Consider the following 20,540-nt stretch of genomic DNA (forward strand, 5'->3'; position numbering starts at 1 on the left):
CGGTCGCCGCGTTCGGTCTGTTCCACCTGCTCGCGCTCACGCTGCTCGCCGCGCACGCAGTGGTGGTGCTGCTGGTCGCCGCACGCGGCCCGTCCGCCGCGGGACTCGGCCCGCCACCGGCGGACGCCGCCGAGCAGCAATGCACCGAGGATCCGGGCCACGCCCGACCGGTCCACACCAGCGGAACCTGCCCGGACCGCGCGGGCGACTCCGACCCGGCCCACCCGCGTGCAGCCGGCCCGGAGAGCACGAGCTCCCGCCGGGACTCGGCCGGCACACGGCGGACGCCGGCCGTGCTCGCGTGGTGGCTGTTGGCGCTACTGCCTGCGCTTCTGCTGGTCACTCCCCTGGCGCTCGTGGCCCGGGGACAGCGTGGACGGCAACTCGACTGGGTGGACCCGGCGCGCCTGCCCGACCTGGCGGCGTTGCCGGGCGCGCTGGCGCAGAGCGGCGTCGTCGGCGGGTTCGTGCTCGCGCTCGCGGCGCTCGGCGCGGCCCGGCTGGGTCGCCGGGCGCTGCTGCCCGCCGCCGCGATACTGCTGCCGGTGGTGCTGGTCTTCGCCGCCGGAACGATGGTGCCGCTGTGGGTGACCCGCTACCTCGTCTTCACCGTGCCGTTCGCCTGCGTACTGGCCGGCGCCGCCCTGGCTGCCGCGCGGGTCACTCCCGCGCCGACCCGGACGCCGGGCACAGCAACGCTCGCCGAACCAGAGCGCACGGCGACACCCGCCGCAGCCGGCCGCACTGCCGCGCCCGCGGAAGCAGAGCAAGGACCGACGTCGCCGCGCGGACGGATGGCGGCGGGAATCGCGGTGGTGGTGCTGGCGGGTCTGCTCGGGCTGCCCGATCAGGCGGCGCTGCGCCGTACCCACGAGTGGCCGCGCAGCGCACCGGTCGACTACGCGGGCGCGGCCGGGATCATCGGCGCCGAGCAGCGGCCCGACGACGCGATCGTCTACTCGCCCCGGGACGGGTGGCTGTTCCCGGATCTCGGCATGGCGTACCACCTGGGGTCGAGGCTGCCGCGCGACGTGCTCGTGGTGCGCGACCAGCGTCAGGACGCGAGCCTCTGGGCCGTGGAGTGCGAGGACCCGGCGCGGTGCCTGGCCGGGGTGGACCGGGTCTGGCTGGTGGTCACCGGGCGGCGCGCGGACCCGCCGGCGGCGGTGCCGGGCGCGAAGGGTGACGCGCTGCGGGCGGGCTACACGGTGCGGCAGGTGTGGCCGCGGCCGGGCATCACGGTGGCCCTGCTCGTCCGGTGAGGCGGTCGGTGGTGCCGCGGGCCAGCGGTACGACGATTGCGGCCTCGGTGCCGCCGTCGGCGCAATTACGCAGGTCGATGGTGCCGCGCAGCTCGCCGGTGACGAGCGCCCGGACGATCTGGAGGCCGAGGTTGCCGCCGCGTTCGGCGTCGAACTGCTCGGGCAGCCCTCGGCCGTTGTCGGTGACCGAGACGTGCAGCTGTTTGCGGGCCCGGTGCGCGGTGACCACCACCTCGGGCCGGGGCGCGGTGACCTCGGCCTCGGGGCGGAGCGCGTCCGCGGGCGCGGGGGCAGCGGCGTCCTCGTCGGCGGGCGGGAAGCCGTGTTCCACGGCGTTGAGCAGCAGCTCGTTGAGCACCATCACCAGCGAGGTGGCGATCTCGGCGGGCAGGATGCCGAAGGTGCCGCGGCGGCGCATGCCCACGCTCACCTCGGTGGCGGCGACCTCGGTGGCGGCGCTGGCGACGCGGTCCACGATGCCGTCGAACTCGACCGCCTCGTCGCTGGACATGGAGAGCGTCTCGTGCACGAGCGCGATCGAGGCGACCCGGCGTACCGATTCTTCGAGCGCCACCCGCGCCTCGGGCATGGTGACGCGCCGGGCCTGGAGGCGCAGCAGCGCGGCGACGGTCTGGAGGTTGTTCTTCACCCGGTGGTGGATCTCCCGGATGGTGGCGTCCTTGGTGATCAGGGCGCGGTCGCGACGGCGTACCTCGGTGATGTCGCGGACCAGCACCAGCGCGCCGATCGGCACTCCGGCGGGCATCAGCGGCAGCGCCCGGGTGAGCATGGTGGCGCCACGGGCGTCGATCTCCCGGCGGGGTGGCGCCTCGCCGCGCAGCGCGGCGAGCACGGCGTTGCCCGCGTCGGTGCCTTCGAGGGGGTCGCCGGCGAGCCGGCGGTGCAGCTTGGCCAGGTCCTCGCCGACGAGGTGGGAGGCGTAGCCGAGGCGGCGGTACGCGGACTGCGCGTTCGGGCTCGCGTAGGTGACCTTGCCGTTGGCGTCGAGCCGCACCAGACCGTCGCCGACCCGGGGCGCCGACGTGGTCTCGCCCGGGTGCCGGGGCGGCGGGAACGTGCCGTCGGCGATCATCTGGGCGAGGTCGTCGGCGGTGGTCAGGTAGTTCAGTTCGAGCTGGCTCGGCGTGCGCGCGGTGGACAGGTTGGTGTCCCGGCCCACCACGGCGATCACCTCGCCGGCTTCACCGTCGCCGGTGCGCAGCCGGACCGGGATCGCCTCGTGGCGGGCCGGGACGTCGCCGTACCAGACCGGGTCGCCCTCGCGCCAGATCCGTCCCTGCCGGTGGGCCACCTCCAGGTGGGCCACCTCGGCCCCGCCGACGATGCGCCCGACCTGGTCGTCCAGGTAGGCGGTCGGCGCGGTGGTGGGACGGACCTGGGCCACGCAGAGGAACGTGCCGTCACCGTCCACCGGCACCCAGAGCAGCAGGTCGGCGAAGGACAGGTCGGACAGCAGCTGCCAGTCGCCGGCGATCCGGTGCAGGTGGTCGATGTCGGCCGGGCGGAGCGCGGTGTGCTCCTCGGCGAGGTCACGGAGGGTGGACACGCCACACAGCGTGCCACGCCGGACCTCACATCGTCGCCGTGACCTTCTTCAAGCCGCGCGGCGCGTCCGGGTCCTCGCCCCGGGCCAGCGCCAGGGACAGCGCGAGCCGTTGCAGCGGCAGGATGTCGAGCAGCGGCGCGTACCGCTCGTCGACCTCGGGCACCGCCATCCGGGTCTCGCCGACCTCGGCGGAGCCGACCACCACCACGTCGGCGCGGCGCTCGCCGAGCCGGGGCAGCACCTCGCGCATGGACGTGCCGCCGGGGCCGGAGCCGACCACGGCGAGCACCGGGACGTCCGGGTCGGTCATGGCGAGCGGGCCGTGCAGCAGGTCGGCGCCGGAGAAGGCGAGCGCCGGGAGGTACGACGTCTCCATCAGCTTCAGCGCCGCCTCCCGGGCGGTCGGGTACGCGTAGCCCCGGCCGGTGGTGACGAGCTGGGCGGCGAACCGGTAACGCGGGGCCAGCCGGGCCGGGGTGTCGTCGGCGAGCGTCTGCGCGGCCAGCTCGGGCAGACGGCTCAGGGCGGCGCGCTCCTCGGCGGGCAGCACGCCGTCGCCGGCGCGTACGCCCTCGACGAGCATGAGCAGCGCGAGCAGCTCGGCGGTGTAGGTCTTGGTGGCGGCGACCGCGCGCTCGTGGCCGGCGGCGATGTCGACGCTCAGCTCGGCGGTCTCCACCAGCGGCGAGCCGGGGTTGTTGGTGACGGCGAGGGTGAGCGCGCCGGAGGCGCGGGCGACCCGCAGCACCTCGGCCAGGTCGGGCGAGCCGCCGCTCTGGCTGACACCGACGACGAGCGCGTCGGAGAGGTCGGGCCGGGCGCCGAAGACGGTGATCGCGCTGGGTGAGGCCAGCCCGGCGGGCAGGCCGAGGCGGATCTCGGTCAGGTAGGCCGCGTAGAGCGCGGCGTGGTCGGAGGTGCCCCGGGCGGTGAAGACCACGTGCCGGGGGCGGCGTTCGGCGACGACGGCCGCCACCTCGGCGATGGCCGCCGCGTGCTCGGTGGAGAGCAGACGCTCGTAACCGGCCGGCTGCTCGTCGATGTCGGCGGCCATACCGGCCCCTGGACGCGTCACTCCAGAACCTCCTTCTGCGCGTTTCCCGCGCGTTCGATGCTCAGTCTTGCACGTTTGAGCGGCCTTAATCAACGCAACGAGCAGGAGTGCGCAGTGGATCACTAATCGACGGAAGATCCCCTAGGCTTGCCCGGCTGACCGACCCCCCGGCGAGAGGACGACGTGCCCGAGGACGACGCCGCGCTCTCCGCGGAGGAGGAACTCGCGCTGGCCCGGCTGGCACTGGGCGAGGGCGACCTGCGGCACGCCGCCGACCACGTGGCCGCCGCGCTGGTCCGCTCCCCCACGCTGCCCGAGGCGCACGAGACGCTCGCCCGGCTGAACGCGGCGAGCGGCGGCGACCTGGACCTCTTCCCGCTCGGCCAGCAGGCGTTCGTCGGCGCCGTGGTGGCCCGCGCGCACCTGCTCGCCGCCGCCGGCCGCCCCGCCGAGGGACTCGACCTGCTCGCCGCCGCCACCGGCTACGCGCCCGCCGCGCCCTGGGCCGCCGTACCCTGGGTGACCGCCGCCGACCTGCCGGAACGCCTCGATGCCGAGCGCACCGCCCGGATCCTCATGCAGGTCTGCGCGGCGGCGCCGGACCCCGCGCCGCGCCGGCTGCGCGAGCCGCTCGCGCCGTACCTCACGCTGGCCCACAACGCGATCACCGTCCATCCGGCCCATCCGCTGCTGCTGGGCGCGGCGTCCGCACTGGCCCGGCGCCTCGGCGAGGTCACCCTCGCCGTCACCTGGGCCACCCGGGGGGTACGCGCACAGCCCACCAAACTCGGCGAGGTGTGGCTCGGGTACGCGTACCGCAGCGCCGGCCGGACCGCCGAGGCGCTCGCCGCACTGGAACGCGCTGTCGCGCTCGACCCCGACGACCTCGCTGTCTACGCGGACATCGCCGGCACGCTGGCCGACCACGGCCGGCTCGACGCGGCGCTGGGCTGGATCGACCGGGCGCTGGCGAGGGATCCGGCGTTCGACTGCGCCGTGCACACCGCGCACCGGCTGCGCTACCTGCGCGACGGGGACGTGGACCACCTGGTGGCGCTGGCCGACTTCGTCCGCGACCACCCGGACGACACGCACGAGCACGGCGACCTCGCCGAGTGCTGCCGGGGCCGCCCCTGGCTCGGGCAGGTGACCCCGGCGGGCGACGACGCACCGGCCCCGGACGGTCCCGCCCCCTCGGCCGAGGCGGTACGGCGGCTCCAGCAGCTCGCGCACCCCGCCTGGGCGCACCCGCCGGCCGCGTACGACGCCGCGGTCGGGCTGGCCACACTGGACCTCGCCGACCTGCTCGCCCTGCTGGCACACCCGCCGGAGGCGCCGGAGACCGCCCTGGGCCGGGTGCTCGGCGGGCAGGATCCGGCACTGTGGACTCGGTGCGCGCAGGTCTGGGCCTGCCTCGGCCTGCTGCACCACCGCACCGACGAGCCGTGGGAGCGGTCGACCCGGCGGCGGGTGCTGGGGGAACTGGCCGCCGGCGATCTCGGCCCGGCCGCCGAGGCGGCACTGTTCGCCCTGGTCACCGCCGCCTGGGTGCACCCCGACACCCGCGCCGACGTGGCCGCGCTGGTGGCCGGGCGGGTCGCCGAGGTGGCGTCCGGGCCGATCCGGCGTACCCCGGTGGCGGTGTCGCTCGCGTACCTGGCGCGGGCCACCCCGGCCCTCGACCCGGCCGCCCGCGCCACCGCCGACTCCCTCATCGCCGGTGCAAGCGGCGGTCCGCTGCGCCGTCTCTGGCGCCGCCTCACCGCCTTGTTCCGCAGAGGCTGAGCCCCGAATCCGTCCCGTGGGAACCCCTGCTTTCCCTGCGGGCCGTCCCTGCCAGGCTGCCCCGCTGGCCCCCGAGGTTGCCCGCCCCGGTCCGCACCAGCCCGCCCAGCGCCGCCACTTCGCCGAAGCGGTGCGATCAGTCCGCGCCGGACCCCGCCACTTCCCCGAACTGGCGAGCACGCCCGCCCGGAGCGGCCACGCCGAGGACTCGAACACCCGCAGGCCCGCCACCTCGCCGACGTAGCGCGATCAACTCCCCTCCGACCCCGCCACCTCCCCGAACTGGCGAGCACCGCGCGGCGACCACGGCTCAGCCCCACCCGGACACGGGCTCCCAGGGCGTGAGCCCTGCCACCTCCCCGACATGGCGCGATCAACCCGCCCTGGACCCCACCACTCACCCGAACTGGCGGCGCCCACGGCCCGAGCCCCACCCCTCGCACCGACTCCAGGGCTGAAGCCCCGCCACCTCCCCGAAATGGCGGGATCAACTCCCCTCGGACACCACCACTCCCCCGAACTGGCGAGCAGCGGGCACAAGGACACCTCATGGAAACGGATACGCGGCGGCCCCGCGTACCCCTGGGTGGGGGCGCGGGGCCGCGACGGTGCGTCAGGCGACGGGGGCCTTGCCGAGCGCGGCCTCGGCCTGGTCCTCCGGTGTGGCGCCGGCCGGCGGCACGTCGTTGGTCGCGCGCAGCGGCACCTCCTTGATGAACCAGGCGAGCACCGGTACGGCCACCGTGAACAGGACGGCCCAGAAGAAGACGTGCGAGATGGCGTCGGACAGGCCGCCGAGCACCGCCTCGCGCATCGGGCCGGTGAGCTTCTTGAGGGCCTCCAGGTTCATCGCGCCGCCCTCGCCGCCGCCCGAGCCCGCGAACGCGGGACCGGCCGCCGAGTCGGCGAGACGGTTGGCGAAGATCGCGCCGAAGAGGGAGACGCCGAACGAGCCGCCGATGGACCGGAAGAAGGTGGCCGCGCCGCTGGCCGCGCCGAGGTCCTTCTGTTCCACGCTGTTCTGCGCGATCAGCATCGAGGTCTGCATGAGGAAGCCCATGCCGACGCCGAGCACGATCATGTAGAGCGAGGACTGCGTCTTGCTGGTGTCGACGTCCAGCAGGCTGAGCAGGCCCATCCCGGCGGCCATCACCACGCCGCCGATGATCGGGAAGGCCCGGTAGCGGCCGGTCTTGGTGATGGTCCGGCCGACCACGAGCGACACCACGAGCATGCCGAACATCAGTGGGAGCAACAGCAGTCCGCTGTTGGTGGCCGACGCGCCCTGGACGGTCTGCTGGTAGAGCGGCAGGAAGTTCATCGCGCCGAACATGGCGAAGCCGAGCAGGAAACCGATCACCGAGATCAGCGCGAAGTTGCGGTTGGTGAACAGGCTCAGCGGCAGGATGGGCTCCGGCGCGCGGCGCTCGACCAGCGCGAACGCGGCGAGCGCGAGCACCGCCAGCACGGCCAGGCCGAGGATCTGCGGCGAGACCCAGTCGTACTCGTTGCCGCCCCACGTGGTCACCAGCACGATCGCGGTGATGCCGACGGACAGCAGGGCCGCGCCCAGCCAGTCGATCTTGTGCTCGGTGCGGTACTTCGGCAGGTGCATGGTGGTGGCGAGGATCAGCAGCGCCGCGCCGCCCAGCGGCAGGTTGACGTAGAACGCCCAGCGCCAGGAGAGGTGGTCGGTGATGAAGCCGCCGACGAGCGGCCCGGCGACCATGGCGATGGCCATGATGCCGGCGATCATGCCCTGGTAGCGGCCCCGCTCCCGCGGCGGGACCAGGTCACCGATGATCGCCATGACGCCGACCATCAGGCCACCCGCGCCGAGGCCCTGGACGGCCCGGAACGCGATCAGCTCGGTCATGCCGGTGTCGGCGCCGCCGAAGACGCCGGAGCCGGACATGCCGCAGAGCGCGGAGCCGACCAGGAAGACGACCACAGCGGTGAGGAAGACCGTCTTGCGGCCGTAGAGGTCGCCGAGCTTGCCCCAGATCGGCGTGGAGACGGTCGTACCGAGCACGTACGCGGTGACCACCCAGGTGAAGTGGTCGGCGCCGCCGAACTCGAAGACGATCCGCGGCAGCGCGGTGCTGACGATCATGTTGTCGAGCATCGCGAGCATCATCGCGATCATCAGACCGAACAGGACGACCCGGACATTGGGTCTGGTGGTCACCTGGGCTGGTTGACTCATCGGTAGGCTCCCCCGCGGATCGGATGATCGACTTACTTGCCGCCCGGCTAGTTTGCTTACTAGCCGGACGGTAAGCTGATGGCGGGCGCACGTCAAGCGGATTGGAAGGATGTCGGCCGGTGAGGGAGACCACAGGTGGCACGCGGGAGCGGATCCAGGCCGTCGCCTTGGAACTCTTCACCGAGCAGGGCTACGAGAAGACGTCGCTGCGCGAGATCGCCGAGCGGCTGGGCGTGACCAAGGCGGCGCTCTACTACCACTTCAAGAGCAAGGACGAGATCGTCACCAGCCTGGTCGACGACCGGCTGCGCCGGATGGACGAGCTGATCGCCTGGGCCGCCGACCAGCCGCCCACGCTGGCGACCCGGCGCACCCTGATCGGCCGGTACGCCGACAGCATGTTCGCCGGCGACCTGCCCCAGGTGATGCGCTTCTTCGAGCAGAACCAGACGGTGCTCAAGAGCCTGGTCGCCGGCCAGCAGATGCGGGACCGCATGATGCGGCTGGCCCACGAGCTGTGCCGGGGCGACGATTCACCCGCCGCCCAGCTCCGCGCCGCGCTCACGCTGTTCGCGGTGCACAGCAGCTGGTTCGCGGTGCGCGCGCCGGGCATCACCGACGACGAGCGCAAGCGGATCGCGCTCCAGGTGGCCGACGAGCTGCTCGCCAAGATCGGCGAGACCGGCCAGGGCTGAGCCGCGGGCCGGTTTCAGCCTGTCGAGGGCAGGTCCAGCCGCAGGCCGCGCAGATCGATCCCGGGCACCGGCGTCCAGTCCTTCTCCGGGTACCTGACGAAGCCGAGCCGCTCGTAGAGGCGGTGCGCGTTCACCGCCATCCCGGCGCGTACGCAGATCACCACAGCCGAGCAGCCCAGCTCCGCGGCGCGCGCCACGCACGCGGACGCGAGCGCGGCGCCCGCGCCCCGGCCCTGCGCGGCCGGATCCACCGCGAGCATCCGGAACTCGGCCTCGCCCGGGCCGGCCAGTTCGGCGTACGGGGTGCCGGGCAGCACGAACGTCACCGCGCCGAGCACCTGGCCGGTGGCGTCGTCGACGGCCACCAGCACCTCGCCGGTCTCGGCACGGCCGGCCACGTCGGCGAGCACCGGCGCGTACCCGCTCTCGTCCTTGAGCTGGCCGTCCGCCTCGTACGCGGCGACGGTCAGCCGGGCCACGGCCGGGAAGTCCGTCGGCTCGGCGCGGCGTACCCGCAGGCCGGTCAACCGATCTCCGCGATCAGGTCGCCGTCCTGCACCACGTCACCCTCGTTGACCGCCAGCTTCTGCACCACGCCGTCGGACTCGGCGACCACCGGGATCTCCATCTTCATCGACTCCAGGATGACGAGGGTGTCGCCCTCCGACACCGTGTCGCCGGCCGACACGACGACCTTCCAGACGTTCGCCACCATCTCGGCGCGGATCTCCTCGGCCATCTCCGGCCCTCCCTCTCCCCGACAGTTCCCCCGACAATCCTGCGAACGGTATCCAATCATGACGCCGGTCACGCCGGACCGCGCACCACCGCCGCGCGATCCGCCCCGCCGCGCCCCGGCGTGCGGTGACGGCACTAGCATCGTGCGGGTCGGCCACCGGCGAGCCGGGGAGCCACACCGCGACCTCCGCCGCGCCCAGCCGCGGACGGAACCGTGACCAGCACAAGGAGGCAGAGCATGGCGAAGAAGGCCCGCAAGAAGAAGGCCCGTAAGAAGAGCAGCGCCAACCACGGCAAGCGCCCCAACTCCTGATCATCCGATCAGCGCGGCGCAGGCGCCGGACAGCGTAACGGCCCGGGTCCGTCATCGGATCCGGGCCGTTACGTCGCTTGTCAGTCGGCCAGTTCGCGCGACTCGGTGCTCTCGAAGACCACCAGTTCGGTCAGCCGCAGGCGCAGCCGCTCGCGCAGCTTGTCCGGGGCCGCCTCGTTGCCGCAGCATCGGGCCACGAGCGCCTTGACCTCCTGCTCGATGCCGTACTCGCGCACGCACGGCCCGCACTCGTCCAGGTGGTGCCGGATCAGCACCCGGCGCTCCTCGGCGCACTCCAGGTCGAGGTAGAGGTAGACCTCGGCGAGCACCTCGCGGCAGTCCGTCTCGTGCGGTTGTCCACAGCTCACGGTCACACCTCCCGGCCGGCGGCGGCGGTCGAACCCTTCTTCGACGAGGCGGCGCTGAAACCCCGCTCCGCCGCGTACTGCTCGAGCAGCTTCCGCAGATTACGTCGGCCACGGTGCAGACGGGACATCACGGTGCCGATCGGCGTGCCCATGATGTCGGCGACCTCCTTGTAGGAGAAGCCCTCGACGTCGGTCAGGTAGACGGCCAGGCGGAACTCCTCCGGCAACTGCTGGAGGGCCTCCTTGACGTCGCTGTCCGGCAGCCGGTCGAGCGCCTCCGTCTCGGCCGAGCGCAGGCCGCTGGACGTGTGCGACTCCGCCTCGGCGAGCTGCCAGTCGGTGATCTCCTCGGTCGGCGCCTGGATGGGCTGGCGCTGCCGCTTGCGGTAGGTGTTGATGTAGGTGTTGGTCAGGATCCGGTAGAGCCAGGCCTTCAGGTTCGTGCCCTGCTCGAACTGGTGGAAGGCGGCGTAGGCCTTCAGGTACGTCTCCTGAACCAGGTCCTCCGCATCCGCCGGGTTGCGGGTCATCCGCAGTCCGGCAGCGTAGAGCTGGTCGACGAAGGGCATCGCGTCCCGCTCGAAGCGGGCCCTGCGCTCGTCCGTCTTCTCGGTGGTCAACCGCACATCCCCTCGCGTCGGATGCTTTCCCGCCGAGGATACGCGTACCGACTTGCCGGCAGATTCACTTCCGGAGTGTGTGCCGGTGCTCACGACCGACGCCGCCGCGGGCCACTCCGGCGCGTCGAGCAGCCGCCGGAGCTGGCGCTCGTCCCGTTCGTCCCGTTCCCGGCTCCGTGTCTCGATCGGCACCGGTCACCCCCCTCGCGCTGGCTCTGTCGTCGTCCAAGGGGGATAACGCGAGTTGTGGGGCGTGGCATTCCTCCGGCCCCACCCGATCCTGGTCCCGGCCTCGGCCGCGACCGACGCTGGGACCAGGAAGGGCCTGGGAGGGTGGCCCCGGCGCGCCCGAACCGGGCGGCCGGCACCAACCGGTGCAACGACCCGCCGCGCCGGACGGTCACGGCGCACAGCGTCCGGTCAGGACGACCACCCGTGTACGCGCAGCCAGTCCCGCACCACGGCGGCCGTGCCGGGCGGATCGCCGCGCAGGTCGTGGCGCTCCCCCGGCCGGACCACCACCTCGATGCCGGGGCCGGGCTCGGGTATGCCGAACGGGTCCCGGTCGCCGTTGACGACGAGCGTGGGCAGCCCGGTGAGCAGTTCGCCGGCCCGGGAGCGTTCCGGTCGTCCCGGCGGGTGCAGCGGGAACGCCAGCGCCACCACTCCGGTGGCTCCGACGGCGGCGGCGGTGCGGCAGGCCACCCGCGCGCCGCTGGACCGGCCCCCGACCACCCAGTGACGCACCCGAGGGGCGCGCCGGCGCAGCTCGGCCAGCACCGCCGTCCACGCCTCGTCGAGGTGCCCGGCGGGAGCGGGCGTGCGCCGCCCGGCGACCCGGTAGGGCTGGGTCACCAGGGCCACCCCGGCCCCGGCGGCGAGCACCGCGTCCCGCACGGCGGTCAGGTCGGGCGCGTCCACGTCACCGCCGGCGCCGTGCCCGAGCACCAGCACCGCCGCGCCGTCTGCGGGTGGGTCGAACCGGAGCCGGGCCGGCCCCCGTGGTGTGTCGATGTCGTCGTCGTGCCGCACCGGCCCATTCTGCGCGGGCCGGCCGGCCCGCCGGTGCTCGGGCGCGGAAACGGACGTCGCCCGCGGCCTGCCGGAGCGGGCCACGGGCGACGTCGGGATCAGCTCAGCGGGACCAGCGTGAGCAGCCGGTCGCGCACCGGCGGACCGGCGTCGTCGAGCGCGTCCGGATCCGGCTGCACCTCGCTGCGCCAGGCCACCAGCATGGCGCGCCGCTCACGCGGCGTGGTGCCGCCCCAGACGCCGTGGCAGTCGCCCACCTCCAGTGCCCATGCCAGGCAGGAGCCCTGGACGTCGCAGGTGCGGCAGAGCGCCACCGCCGCGTCGGCCGGTTCGTTCGGTGCCGGAAAGAACGTCTCCGGATCGACGTTCTGACAGGTGCCCCTGGTGCGCCAGGCGTCGTCCTGGCGTCGTTCGCTCAACGCCCGCAGCAGTCGCGGATCGCGCCGCGCGGCGGCTACCTCGTGCGGACGCGGCATACGTGCCCGTGTCAATACACCCACCTCCCCCGTGGGAACCGGCGTAGATCTTTACAAGATCGATGAGTGTCATCCGCCCCGTGCGAACAGACGCCCATCACCGGCGCTGTGTTCTATCGCATTCGCGTACGTAAGGACAAGAGTCTTCAATGAAACTGACTGAACGTCCGGGCGACTTTTCCGGCCCAACCCCGGCAAAGGGGTACACGCAAATGTGGCGGAGCGTGATCAGAACAGCGTCGGTCCGGCGGCCGTCTCGGCACCCGCCGGAGCCACCGCGGCGATCAGCTCCGGGCCGTCGTTGCGGACGTCCCCCACGGCCCGGGAGACGGGCCGGATCTCCAGCCCGGCGAGCAGGCCGGCGTCCGGCGGCGTGAGCAGCTCCGCCGGCTCCTCGGCCGGGCCGAGCCAGCCCGCCCAGCGCTCCGGCGACAGCAGCAGCGGCATCCGGTCGTGCACCTCGGCCAGCTCGCCGACCGCAGCGGTGGTGAGCACGCTGAACGTGAGCCGGGCCGTGCCGGCCGACTCCCACACCGACCAGATGCCGGCGAAGGCCAGGACCGAGCCGTCCCGCGGGGTCATGAAGTAGGGCTGGCGCCCGCCGTCGGCGAGGCGGACCCACTCGTACCACCCGTCGGCGGGGACCAGGCAGCGGCGGCGGGCGAAGGACGGCGCGTACGCCCGGCTGGTGGCGACCGTCTCGGCCCGCGCGTTGATCATGCGGGCGGCCCCGGCGGCGCTGCGCGACCACTGCGGGAGCAGGCCCCAGCGGCCGAGGGAGAGCAGCCGGTGCCCCTCCGGGGCGAGCCGGACCAGCGGCACCGGGTCGGTCGGCGCGACGTTGTAGTCCGGCGTCACCCCACCGGTCTCGTCGGCCGACTCGAACAGCCCGCTCAGGTCGGCGGCGCTCCGGGTCGTGGCGTACCTCCCGCACATGGCGCCCACGCTAGCCGCATCCGGACGTTCCGGCTGTCCCGCCCAACGGGAGCAGCGGCGACGAACGGTTCCACCGGCCCGCGAGCTTGGCAGAATGTGACCGTGAGCAATCCGACCGCGACGCGTCCACCGCAGCCGTGGACCGCGCCGACCGCGAGCGACCCGGTCGCCGCGACGCTGCGCCTGCCCGGCTCCAAGTCGATGACCGCCCGGGCCCTGGTGCTCGGCGCGCTCGCCGGCGGGCCGTCGACACTCGCCCGTCCGCTGCGCGCCCGGGACACCGAACTGATGGCCGGTGGCCTGCGCGCCCTCGGTGCCCACATGTCCGTCTCGGACGACGACCGCTGGCTGGTCCGTCCCTATCCGCTGGCCGGCCCGGCGCACATCGACGTCGGCCTGGCCGGCACCGTGATGCGCTTCCTGCCTCCGGTGGCCGGGCTGGCCGCCGGACGGGTCACGTTCGACGGCGACCCGCACGCCCGGACCCGCCCGCTCGGGCCGCTGATCGGCGCGCTGCGCACGCTCGGCGTCCGCATCGACGCGCCCCCGGCCGGAAGCCTGCCGCTCGTCGTGCTCGGCGCGGGCCGGGTGGCCGGCGGCGACGTGGTGATCGACGCCTCCGCGTCCAGCCAGCTCGTCTCCGGGCTGCTGCTCGCCGCACCCCGCTTCGACCGGGGTGTCGTGGTCCGGCACGAGGGGCCGCCGGTGCCGTCCGCGCCGCACCTGCGGATGACGGTGCAGATGCTCCGCGCGGCCGGCGCCGCCGTCGACGACACCACGCCGGACGTGTGGACGGTCGAGCCGGGCCCGCTGTCCGGGCGCGGCTGGGAGATCGAGCCGGACCTGTCCGGTGCCGCGCCGTTCTTCGCCGCCGCCCTGGTCACCGGCGGTGAGGTGACGTTGCAGGGCTGGCCGCGCAGCAGCCTCCAGCCGGTCGAGCGGCTCCGGGAGCTGCTGCACCGGATGGGCGGCGAGGTGAGCCTCGGCACCGACGGCCTGACCGTGCGGGGCACCGGCACCGTGCGCGGGCTCGACGCCGACCTCTCCGACGTCGGCGAGCTGACCCCGGTGCTGACCGCGCTCACGCTGCTCGCCGACGGGCCGTCCCGGCTCACCGGCATCGGCCACATCCGCGGCCACGAGACCGACCGGGTCACCGCGCTCGCCAAGGAGTTCACCGCGCTCGGCGCGGACATCACCGAGACCCGTGACGGGCTGGACATCCGGCCCCGCCCGCTGCGCGGCGGGACGTTCCGCACGTACGCCGACCACCGGATGGCGCACGCGGCGGCGGTGGCCGGGCTGGCCGTCCCCGGCATCGAGGTCGACGACGTGGCGTGCACCTCCAAGACCATGCCGGAGTTCCCGGCACTATGGTCGGGGATGGTGACCGGCAAGAACTGAGAGCGGGGGACGTCCTGGCGACGAAGCGGCGCGAGTACGACGAGGACGACGTCCGGGTCCGGCCGGGCCGGTCGTCGCGCCCACGAACGCGCACCCGGCCCCGCCACGCGGACGCCGTCGAGGGCTTCGTCATCGCCGTCGACCGGGGCCGCTACACCTGTGTGATCCCCGGTGCCGGGCCGGACGCGCCGCTCGTGACCGCCATGCGCGCCCGCGAGCTGGGGCGCAAGTCGGTGGTGGTGGGTGACCGGGTGGGGCTGGTCGGGGACACCTCCGGCGCGGCGGGCGCGCTGGCCCGCATCGTGCGCATCGCCGAGCGGACCTCGGTGCTGCGGCGCACCGCCGACGACGACGACACCACCGCCGAAGGGCGGCTGGAACGGGTCGTGGTGGCGAACGCCGACCAGCTGGTGATCGTCAGCGCGCTCGCCGACCCGCCGCCGCGTACCGGGTTCATCGACCGCTGCCTGGTGGCCGCGTACGACGCCGGCATCGAGCCGCTGCTCTGCCTCACCAAGGCGGACCTGGCCGGCCCGGAGGCGGTGCTCGGCTACTACACCGAGCTGGAGCTGCCGTACGTGCTGATCCGCCCGGACTCCGACCTGGCCGCGCTGCGGGCGCTGCTCGCCGGCCGGGTGTCGGTGATGGTGGGTCACTCCGGGGTGGGCAAGTCGACGCTGGTCAACCGCCTCGTCCCGGACGCCGAACGGGCGGTCGGCACGGTCAGCGCGATCGGCCGGGGCCGGCACACCTCGACCAGCGCGGTGGCGCTGCGGCTGCCCGCCGAGCCCGGCGCCGACGGCGACACCGGCTGGATCGTCGACACTCCGGGGGTACGCAGCTTCGGGCTGGCGCACGTGTCCGCCGAGAGCCTGCTGCACGGCTTCCCCGACCTGGTCGAGGCGACGGTCGACTGCCCGGCCAACTGCCCGCACACGGCCGACGAGGCGGACTGCGCGCTCGACGCCTGGGTGGCCGCCGGGAAGGCGGACGCGCGCCGGCTCGCCTCGTACCGCCGGCTGCTGGCCTCGCGCAGCGGCGAGGGCGACCCGCGCGAGCCGGAGCGCAACCCCGGCGACCCGCTCGCCGGTTCCTGACCGGCGGACCGGCGGCGACCCGCCGTCGCCGGCCGGCCCGCCGCCACTAGCGTGTCCGTCATGACCGGGTACGCCGACGACCTCGCCCTCGCCCACCTGCTCGCCGACGCCGCGGACGCCGTCTCCGCGGCCCGGTTCCGCGCGCTGGACCTGCGCGTCGAGTCGAAGCCGGACCTGACCCCGGTCTCCGACGCGGACACCGCCGTGGAGCGGGAGATCCGCGCGCTGCTGGCCGCCCACCGCCCCGGTGACGGCCTGCTCGGTGAGGAGTACGGCGAGCAGCCGCCCGCCGGCCCGGACGGGCGGCGCTGGGTGATCGACCCGATCGACGGCACGAAGAACTTCGTCCGGGGCGTACCGGTCTGGGCCACGCTGATCGCGCTGCTGGAGCACGACCGGCCGGTGCTCGGCCTGGTCTCCGCCCCGGCGCTGGGCCGCCGCTGGTGGGGCGCGCTCGGCGCGGGCGCGTTCGCCGGCACCGGCCCGGCGGACGGCACGCCGATCCGGGTCTCCGGTGTGACGGCGCTCGGCGACGCGAGCTTCTGCTACTCGTCGCTGACCGGATGGGAACAGGCCGGCCGGCTGGACGCGGTGCTCCAGCTCATGCGCGACACCTGGCGCAGCCGCGCGTACGGCGACTTCTACGGCTACATGCTGCTGGCCGAGGGGGCACTGGACGTGATGGTGGAGCCGGAACTGTCGCTGTGGGACATCGCCGCGCTGGTCCCGATCGTCACCGAGGCGGGCGGAACGATCACCGACCTGGCCGGACGGCCCGCCCCGGGCGGCGCCGGCTCCGCCGACATCAGCGCCGTGGCCAGCAACGGGGCGCTGCACGACGACATCCTGGCCCGGCTCGGCCGTCCAGCCGAGCGCTGACCCGGGCAGAGCCTCTATCCTCGCCAGGTGGTTTCCTCCGGTTGGTGCTTCCTGGCGGCGATGATCATCGCGTACGGCTTCGCCAACCTCCTCCAGTCGGTCGCGGCCGCGCGGACCACCGTGCACCACACGTTCGATCCCGGGCTGCTGCTGCGCCTCGCCGGGCACCGGACGTACCTGATCGGCCTGACCTGCCAGGTCGTCGGCTTCGTGCTGGCCTTCCTGGCCCGCCGCGACCTGCCGTTGTTCCTGGTCCAGGCCAGCGTGGCGGCCGGGCTCGGGGTGACCGCAGTGCTCGGCGTACTGGTGCTCAAGTGGCGGCTGCCGGCCGCCGAGGTGGCCCTGCTGGTGCTGCTGTTCGCCGGCATCACCGCGCTCGTGCTCTCCGCCCAGCCGGCGCCGTCGCGGCAGCTCGGCACCGCCGGGCTGGTCGGCCTGGCGGTGGCGGTGGTCGCGATCGCCGTTTCCGGCTTCTTCGCCGCCCGGCTGCACGGCGCGCTCGGGTCGGTGGTGCTCGGCTCACTGGCCGGGATGGCGTTCTCCGCCGCGGCAGTGGCGGCCCGGCCGCTCGCCTCGGCCGGGTCGGTGGAGGCGTTCGTCCGCGACCCGCTGCTCTACCTGTTGATCGTCCACTCGGTGATCGGTCAGCTGCTGCTCGGGCTGGCCATGCAGCGCGGGTCGACCACGGCGGCGGTGGCCGCGATGGACGCCGCCGGCGCGGTCCCCGCGGCGATCGTCGGCCTGCTGCTGCTCAACGACAAGATCTGGCCCGGCCGGGAGTGGCTGGCCGGGCTCGGCTTCCTGGTGACGCTCGCGGCTGTGGTCGGCCTGACCCGGTACGCCGAACCGCAGCACCACCATGCCGGCGCCCGCCAGAAGGCGATCGTGGGCGCCCCGATGGTGCCGGTTCAGGCCGCCTCGACCGGCCCCCGTTCGGAGACGACCACCTCGACCGGCGGTGTCACCTCGACCGGCGTCGGCTCGATCGGGGTGGCCGGGCGGCGCCGCCCGATCACCCGCTCGTAGAGGCGCTCCAGCGCGGCGGCGGTACGTTCCCAGGTGTAGCTGCACCGGACCCGGTCCACCGCGGCGTGGCCGTACGCGAACCGACCGGCGTTGTCCGACAGCAGCCGGCGCAGCGTGACCCCGAGCGTGCGCACGTCGCCCGGCGGCACCAGCTTGCCGGTCACCTCGTCCACCACCGCGTCGGCGATGCCGCCCATGGCGTAGCCGACCACCGGCACACCGCAGGCCATCGCCTCCAGCGACACCCGCCCGGCCGATGCGTAGTGCGGCGTGCAGGCCACCACGTCGGCGGAGCGGTACCAGGTGGCCATCTGGTCGTGCGGCACCGCGCCGACCAGCTTCACCTGCTCCGCCACGCCCGCGCGTTCGGCCAGCTCGCGCAGCCGGCGCGCCTCCGCGTGCCCGTCCAGCCGCTCGGCCGGCGGGCCGCCGGCGATCACCAGCTCCGCGTCACCGACCAGCCGCATCGCCCGGATCAGGTCGTCCTGGCCGTGCCCGGGCGCGAGCCCGCCGACGGAGAGGATCCGCGGCCGCTGATCCCGGGGCGCCGCCTCGCCGTCCGGGTGGAACTGGCCGGTGTCCACCCCGGTCGGCACCATCGCCACGGACGTGCGTTGCAGGCCCATCCGGGTCAGCTCGTCGACCTCGTCGTTGGACTGGGCCACCGCGACGTCCACCGCCCGGGTCAGTGCACGCTCCAGCGGGATGCGCTCCCCCGGCCCGCCGTACTCACGGCCGAGGTGACGCAACTGCTCCACGCCGAGCGAGTGGAACGTCTGCACCACCGGGATGTCGGTGGCGCGGACCGCGTGGGCGGCGGCCAGCCCGCCGACCCAGTAGTGCCCGTGCACCACGTCGGGGGTCCAGTCACCGGCCCACTGCCCGGCCAGCCAGCGGCCGTACTCGGCGACGAAGGGCACCAGCTCGGCGGTGGAGAGCACGTCGGGCGGGCCGACCGGGACACGTTCCACCCGGTAGCCGTCGAGTTCGGTCAGGGCGGGCTGGGCGGACGCGGCACGGCGCTCGTAGACGCGGACGTCATGGCCCCGGGCGGCGAGTTCCGCCGCCACACGCGCAATGTGCTCCTGCGTCCCGACGGTGGGACCGTCGGTGGACGAGCCGGCGTGCGCGCAAACAAGGCCGACGCGCATGGTGCACCTCCATGCGTTCTCGCGAGCGGGGTCTCCGGTCAGAGCGTCCCATTAACCCAGCTCCGGTGCGCCCAAACCTGACAGATCGGGGTCGCCCGGCCGCGGCGTCCCGCGGACGGTACACCCGCCGGCGCCGATCGCGACCGGAACATCGGCATGACCGGCCCGCCCTGGGGTACCGCCTGAGAATGCCCCTGACCCGCAGCCTCTCCGACGCAACAGTGGTCATCACCGGTGCCTCCAGCGGAATCGGGGCGGCCACCGCCTACGCGCTGGCCCGCCGGGGCGCCGACGTGGTGCTGGCCGCCCGGACCGAGTCCGCGCTGCGCCGGGTCGCGGCGTTCTGCCGGGAACTGGGCGGGCGGGCCCTGGTGGTACCCACCGACGTGACGGACCCGGAGGCGGTCGAGCGGCTGGCGGGGCAGGCGGTGGCCGAGTTCGGCCGGATCGACGCCTGGATCAACAACGCGGCAGTGGGCACCGTGGGGCTGTTCGACGAGATCCCGGTGTCCGAGTTCCGCCGGGTGGTGGACGTGAACCTGCTCGGCGCCGTGTACGGCACGCGCGCCGCGCTGCCCTGGCTGGGCGCGGCCGGCGGCGGGGTGCTGGTCAACAACGCCTCGGTGCTGGCCGAGGTGGCGATGCCGTACCAGTCGGCGTACAACGCGACCAAGCACGCGATCCGCGGGCTGGCCGACACGGTCCGGCAGGAGCTGCGGGTGACCGGCCGGGGGAACATCTCGATCTGCACCGTGCTGCCCGCCACCATCGACACGCCGTTCTTCCGGCACGCGGCGAACCACTCCGGCCGGGAACTGACCCCGCCGCCGCCGGTGTACCCGCCGGAGATGGTCGCCGAGACCATCGTCAAGCTGCTGCGCCGGCCCCGGCGGGAGGCGTACGCGGGCGGCGCGGCCCGGCTGATCGGGCTCCAGTGGCGGCTCGCCCCGGCGCTGGCCGAGCGCGTGCTGGGCTGGTACACCGCGCGCACCCAGTTCGGCCCCGGCGTACGCGCCGACTCCACCGGCGCCGTCTTCACGCCGGACTCGGCGGCGGAGCGGACCGACGGGTGGTCCGGCCGGCGCGGTCAGGTGCTGCGGCTGACGGCGGCGGTCGGGCTGGCCGCCGGCACCGCTGTCGGCACGGTGGCGGCGATCAGCCGCCGGTCCCGGGGTGGTCGGCCGTGAGTCCCGTCGACCGGACCGGTGCGCGGGCGCGGACCGACGTGCACAATGGGGCGATCATGCCGACGGATGCGCGTTGCCTGGTGGAGGCCGACGATTCCTCCCCGACGGTCCGGCTGACCGGGATCCTCGACCCCGCCGAGGTGGAGGCCGTACGGGACGCGCTGCTCGCCCGGCTGTGGCAGCGCCCGGGGTTGCTGCTGGTGGACCTGTCCGGGGTGCGGATCCCCGATCCGCTGGCACGCGACGCGCTGGACGAGGTCTGCCGGGCGGTCGCCGACTGGCCCGCCGCCGAACTGCTGCTCGATCCGGACGGGCCGCCGCCGGACGCGCCACCCGAGCCGCTCGACGCCGAGCTGTCCCCGGTGGTCGAGGCGGCCCGCGAGGCGCGGGTGCTGGTCGCCGCCGGGTGCGCCAGGTGGGGGCTGCCGGAGCTGACCGAGCCGGCCTGCCTCGCGGTCACCGAGATGGTCAACAACGTGGTCGCACACGCCGTCACGCCGATGACGCTCCGGCTGGCCCCGCGCGGCGGCGCGCTGCACCTGGCCGTCCGGGACCACTCGGCCGGGCGGCCCGCGTACGGCGGTCCGGTGCCGGTGGACTCGGTGGGCGGGCGAGGGCTGCTGCTCATCGACACGGTGGCCCGGCGCTGGGGCAGCACGGCGCTGCCCGACGGCAAGGTGGTGTGGTGCGTGCTGTACGCCGAGGACGAGGCACCGTTCCACAACTGAGGTACCCTTTCGCCCC

At 74.3% G+C, this 20,540-nt stretch carries 20 protein-coding genes and 1 pseudogene; 10 read left to right on the top strand and 11 right to left on the bottom strand.

Annotation, left to right across the window (positions count from 1 at the left end; all coding sequences use genetic code 11):
- Positions 1 to 1,262: pseudogene (locus M8C11_RS22675) on the top strand (hypothetical protein); the annotation flags it as partial.
- Here M8C11_RS22675 and M8C11_RS22680 read toward each other — a convergent pair.
- Both M8C11_RS22680 and M8C11_RS22685 read right to left on the bottom strand, forming a co-directional pair.
- The gene (locus M8C11_RS22680; protein ID WP_252452886.1) at positions 1,237 to 2,829 is read right to left on the bottom strand and encodes a PAS domain-containing sensor histidine kinase; all 1,593 of its coding nucleotides are present in this window, start codon (positions 2,827 to 2,829) and stop codon (positions 1,237 to 1,239) included. The pseudogene M8C11_RS22675 and the gene M8C11_RS22680 overlap by 26 nt on opposite strands.
- A gap of 25 nt (positions 2,830 to 2,854) precedes the next feature.
- Entirely contained in the window at positions 2,855 to 3,883 is a 1,029-nt protein-coding gene (locus M8C11_RS22685) for an SIS domain-containing protein (RefSeq protein ID WP_252453079.1), read from the bottom strand.
- Between the two features lie 183 nt (positions 3,884 to 4,066).
- On the opposite strand from M8C11_RS22685, the gene M8C11_RS22690 reads away from it, so the two are divergent.
- Entirely contained in the window at positions 4,067 to 5,668 is a 1,602-nt protein-coding gene (locus tag M8C11_RS22690; RefSeq protein ID WP_252452889.1) for a tetratricopeptide repeat protein, read from the top strand.
- A gap of 613 nt (positions 5,669 to 6,281) precedes the next feature.
- On the opposite strand, the gene M8C11_RS22695 is transcribed toward M8C11_RS22690, so the two are convergent.
- A complete protein-coding gene (locus M8C11_RS22695; protein ID WP_252452892.1) occupies positions 6,282 to 7,874 on the bottom strand; it encodes an MDR family MFS transporter in 1,593 nt (530 codons plus the stop codon).
- A 119-nt stretch (positions 7,875 to 7,993) separates the two neighbouring features.
- On the opposite strand from M8C11_RS22695, the gene M8C11_RS22700 reads away from it, so the two are divergent.
- Positions 7,994 to 8,569, top strand: coding sequence for a TetR/AcrR family transcriptional regulator (locus M8C11_RS22700; RefSeq protein WP_252452895.1), 576 nt, complete (start codon positions 7,994 to 7,996; stop codon positions 8,567 to 8,569).
- A 14-nt stretch (positions 8,570 to 8,583) separates the two neighbouring features.
- On the opposite strand, the gene M8C11_RS22705 is transcribed toward M8C11_RS22700, so the two are convergent.
- Together M8C11_RS22705 and M8C11_RS22710 are read right to left on the bottom strand one after the other, a co-directional pair.
- Complete coding sequence (locus M8C11_RS22705) at positions 8,584 to 9,096, bottom strand: GNAT family N-acetyltransferase (protein WP_252452898.1); 513 nt, start codon at positions 9,094 to 9,096, stop codon at positions 8,584 to 8,586.
- On the bottom strand, positions 9,093 to 9,308 hold the full coding sequence (locus M8C11_RS22710; RefSeq protein WP_013288370.1) for a biotin/lipoyl-binding carrier protein: 216 nt from the start codon (positions 9,306 to 9,308) through the stop codon (positions 9,093 to 9,095). The genes M8C11_RS22705 and M8C11_RS22710 overlap by 4 nt, the downstream gene beginning before the upstream one ends.
- Before the next feature lie 237 nt (positions 9,309 to 9,545).
- On the opposite strand from M8C11_RS22710, the gene M8C11_RS30735 reads away from it, so the two are divergent.
- Entirely contained in the window at positions 9,546 to 9,620 is a 75-nt protein-coding gene (locus M8C11_RS30735) for a 50S ribosomal protein bL37 (protein ID WP_369752275.1), read from the top strand.
- Between the two features lie 80 nt (positions 9,621 to 9,700).
- On the opposite strand, the gene rsrA is transcribed toward M8C11_RS30735, so the two are convergent.
- From rsrA to M8C11_RS22735, 5 genes are all read right to left on the bottom strand, one after another.
- Complete coding sequence (rsrA, locus tag M8C11_RS22715) at positions 9,701 to 9,988, bottom strand: mycothiol system anti-sigma-R factor (protein WP_252452901.1); 288 nt, start codon at positions 9,986 to 9,988, stop codon at positions 9,701 to 9,703.
- A gap of 2 nt (positions 9,989 to 9,990) precedes the next feature.
- A complete protein-coding gene (locus tag M8C11_RS22720) occupies positions 9,991 to 10,800 on the bottom strand; it encodes a sigma-70 family RNA polymerase sigma factor (RefSeq protein WP_308212778.1) in 810 nt (269 codons plus the stop codon).
- Between the two features lie 228 nt (positions 10,801 to 11,028).
- Positions 11,029 to 11,640 (bottom strand): alpha/beta family hydrolase, encoded by a 612-nt coding sequence (locus M8C11_RS22725; protein WP_252452904.1) that lies wholly within the window; start codon positions 11,638 to 11,640, stop codon positions 11,029 to 11,031.
- A gap of 98 nt (positions 11,641 to 11,738) precedes the next feature.
- Positions 11,739 to 12,131 carry a WhiB family transcriptional regulator gene (locus M8C11_RS22730; RefSeq protein ID WP_013288375.1) on the bottom strand — a complete coding sequence of 131 codons (393 nt, stop codon included), beginning with the start codon at positions 12,129 to 12,131 and terminating at the stop codon, positions 11,739 to 11,741.
- A 213-nt stretch (positions 12,132 to 12,344) separates the two neighbouring features.
- Complete coding sequence (locus M8C11_RS22735; protein WP_252452907.1) at positions 12,345 to 13,052, bottom strand: SOS response-associated peptidase; 708 nt, start codon at positions 13,050 to 13,052, stop codon at positions 12,345 to 12,347.
- Positions 13,053 to 13,154: 102 nt separating this feature from the next.
- Here M8C11_RS22735 and aroA point away from each other — a divergent pair, with 102 nt between their 5' ends.
- Genes aroA through M8C11_RS22755 form a run of 4 tightly spaced genes read left to right on the top strand, consistent with a single transcriptional unit; the run spans position 13,155 to position 17,458 of the window.
- Positions 13,155 to 14,456, top strand: a complete 1,302-nt coding sequence (aroA, locus tag M8C11_RS22740) for a 3-phosphoshikimate 1-carboxyvinyltransferase (protein WP_252452910.1) — start codon at positions 13,155 to 13,157, stop codon at positions 14,454 to 14,456.
- Positions 14,426 to 15,553 carry a ribosome small subunit-dependent GTPase A gene (gene rsgA, locus M8C11_RS22745; RefSeq protein ID WP_252452913.1) on the top strand — a complete coding sequence of 376 codons (1,128 nt, stop codon included), beginning with the start codon at positions 14,426 to 14,428 and terminating at the stop codon, positions 15,551 to 15,553. Before aroA ends, rsgA begins: the two co-directional genes overlap by 31 nt.
- 60 nt (positions 15,554 to 15,613) lie before the next feature.
- Positions 15,614 to 16,432 (top strand): histidinol-phosphatase, encoded by an 819-nt coding sequence (gene hisN / locus M8C11_RS22750; RefSeq protein ID WP_252452916.1) that lies wholly within the window; start codon positions 15,614 to 15,616, stop codon positions 16,430 to 16,432.
- Positions 16,433 to 16,492: 60 nt separating this feature from the next.
- Positions 16,493 to 17,458, top strand: coding sequence for a hypothetical protein (locus M8C11_RS22755; protein ID WP_199733186.1), 966 nt, complete (start codon positions 16,493 to 16,495; stop codon positions 17,456 to 17,458).
- Here M8C11_RS22755 and M8C11_RS22760 read toward each other — a convergent pair.
- A complete protein-coding gene (locus M8C11_RS22760) occupies positions 17,341 to 18,609 on the bottom strand; it encodes a glycosyltransferase (protein WP_252452919.1) in 1,269 nt (422 codons plus the stop codon). The two genes, M8C11_RS22755 and M8C11_RS22760, sit on opposite strands and share 118 nt — an antisense overlap.
- A 188-nt stretch (positions 18,610 to 18,797) precedes the next feature.
- Between M8C11_RS22760 and M8C11_RS22765 the strand changes: the two genes are divergently transcribed.
- Entirely contained in the window at positions 18,798 to 19,796 is a 999-nt protein-coding gene (locus M8C11_RS22765) for an SDR family oxidoreductase (protein ID WP_252452921.1), read from the top strand.
- A gap of 56 nt (positions 19,797 to 19,852) precedes the next feature.
- The gene (locus M8C11_RS22770) at positions 19,853 to 20,524 is read left to right on the top strand and encodes an ATP-binding protein (protein WP_252452923.1); all 672 of its coding nucleotides are present in this window, start codon (positions 19,853 to 19,855) and stop codon (positions 20,522 to 20,524) included.
- Positions 20,525 to 20,540 lie beyond the last annotated feature (16 nt).

The organism is Micromonospora sp. CPM1 (genome assembly GCF_023896895.1).
In the GTDB taxonomy this organism is placed as follows: Bacteria; Actinomycetota; Actinomycetes; order Mycobacteriales; family Micromonosporaceae; genus Micromonospora; species Micromonospora tulbaghiae.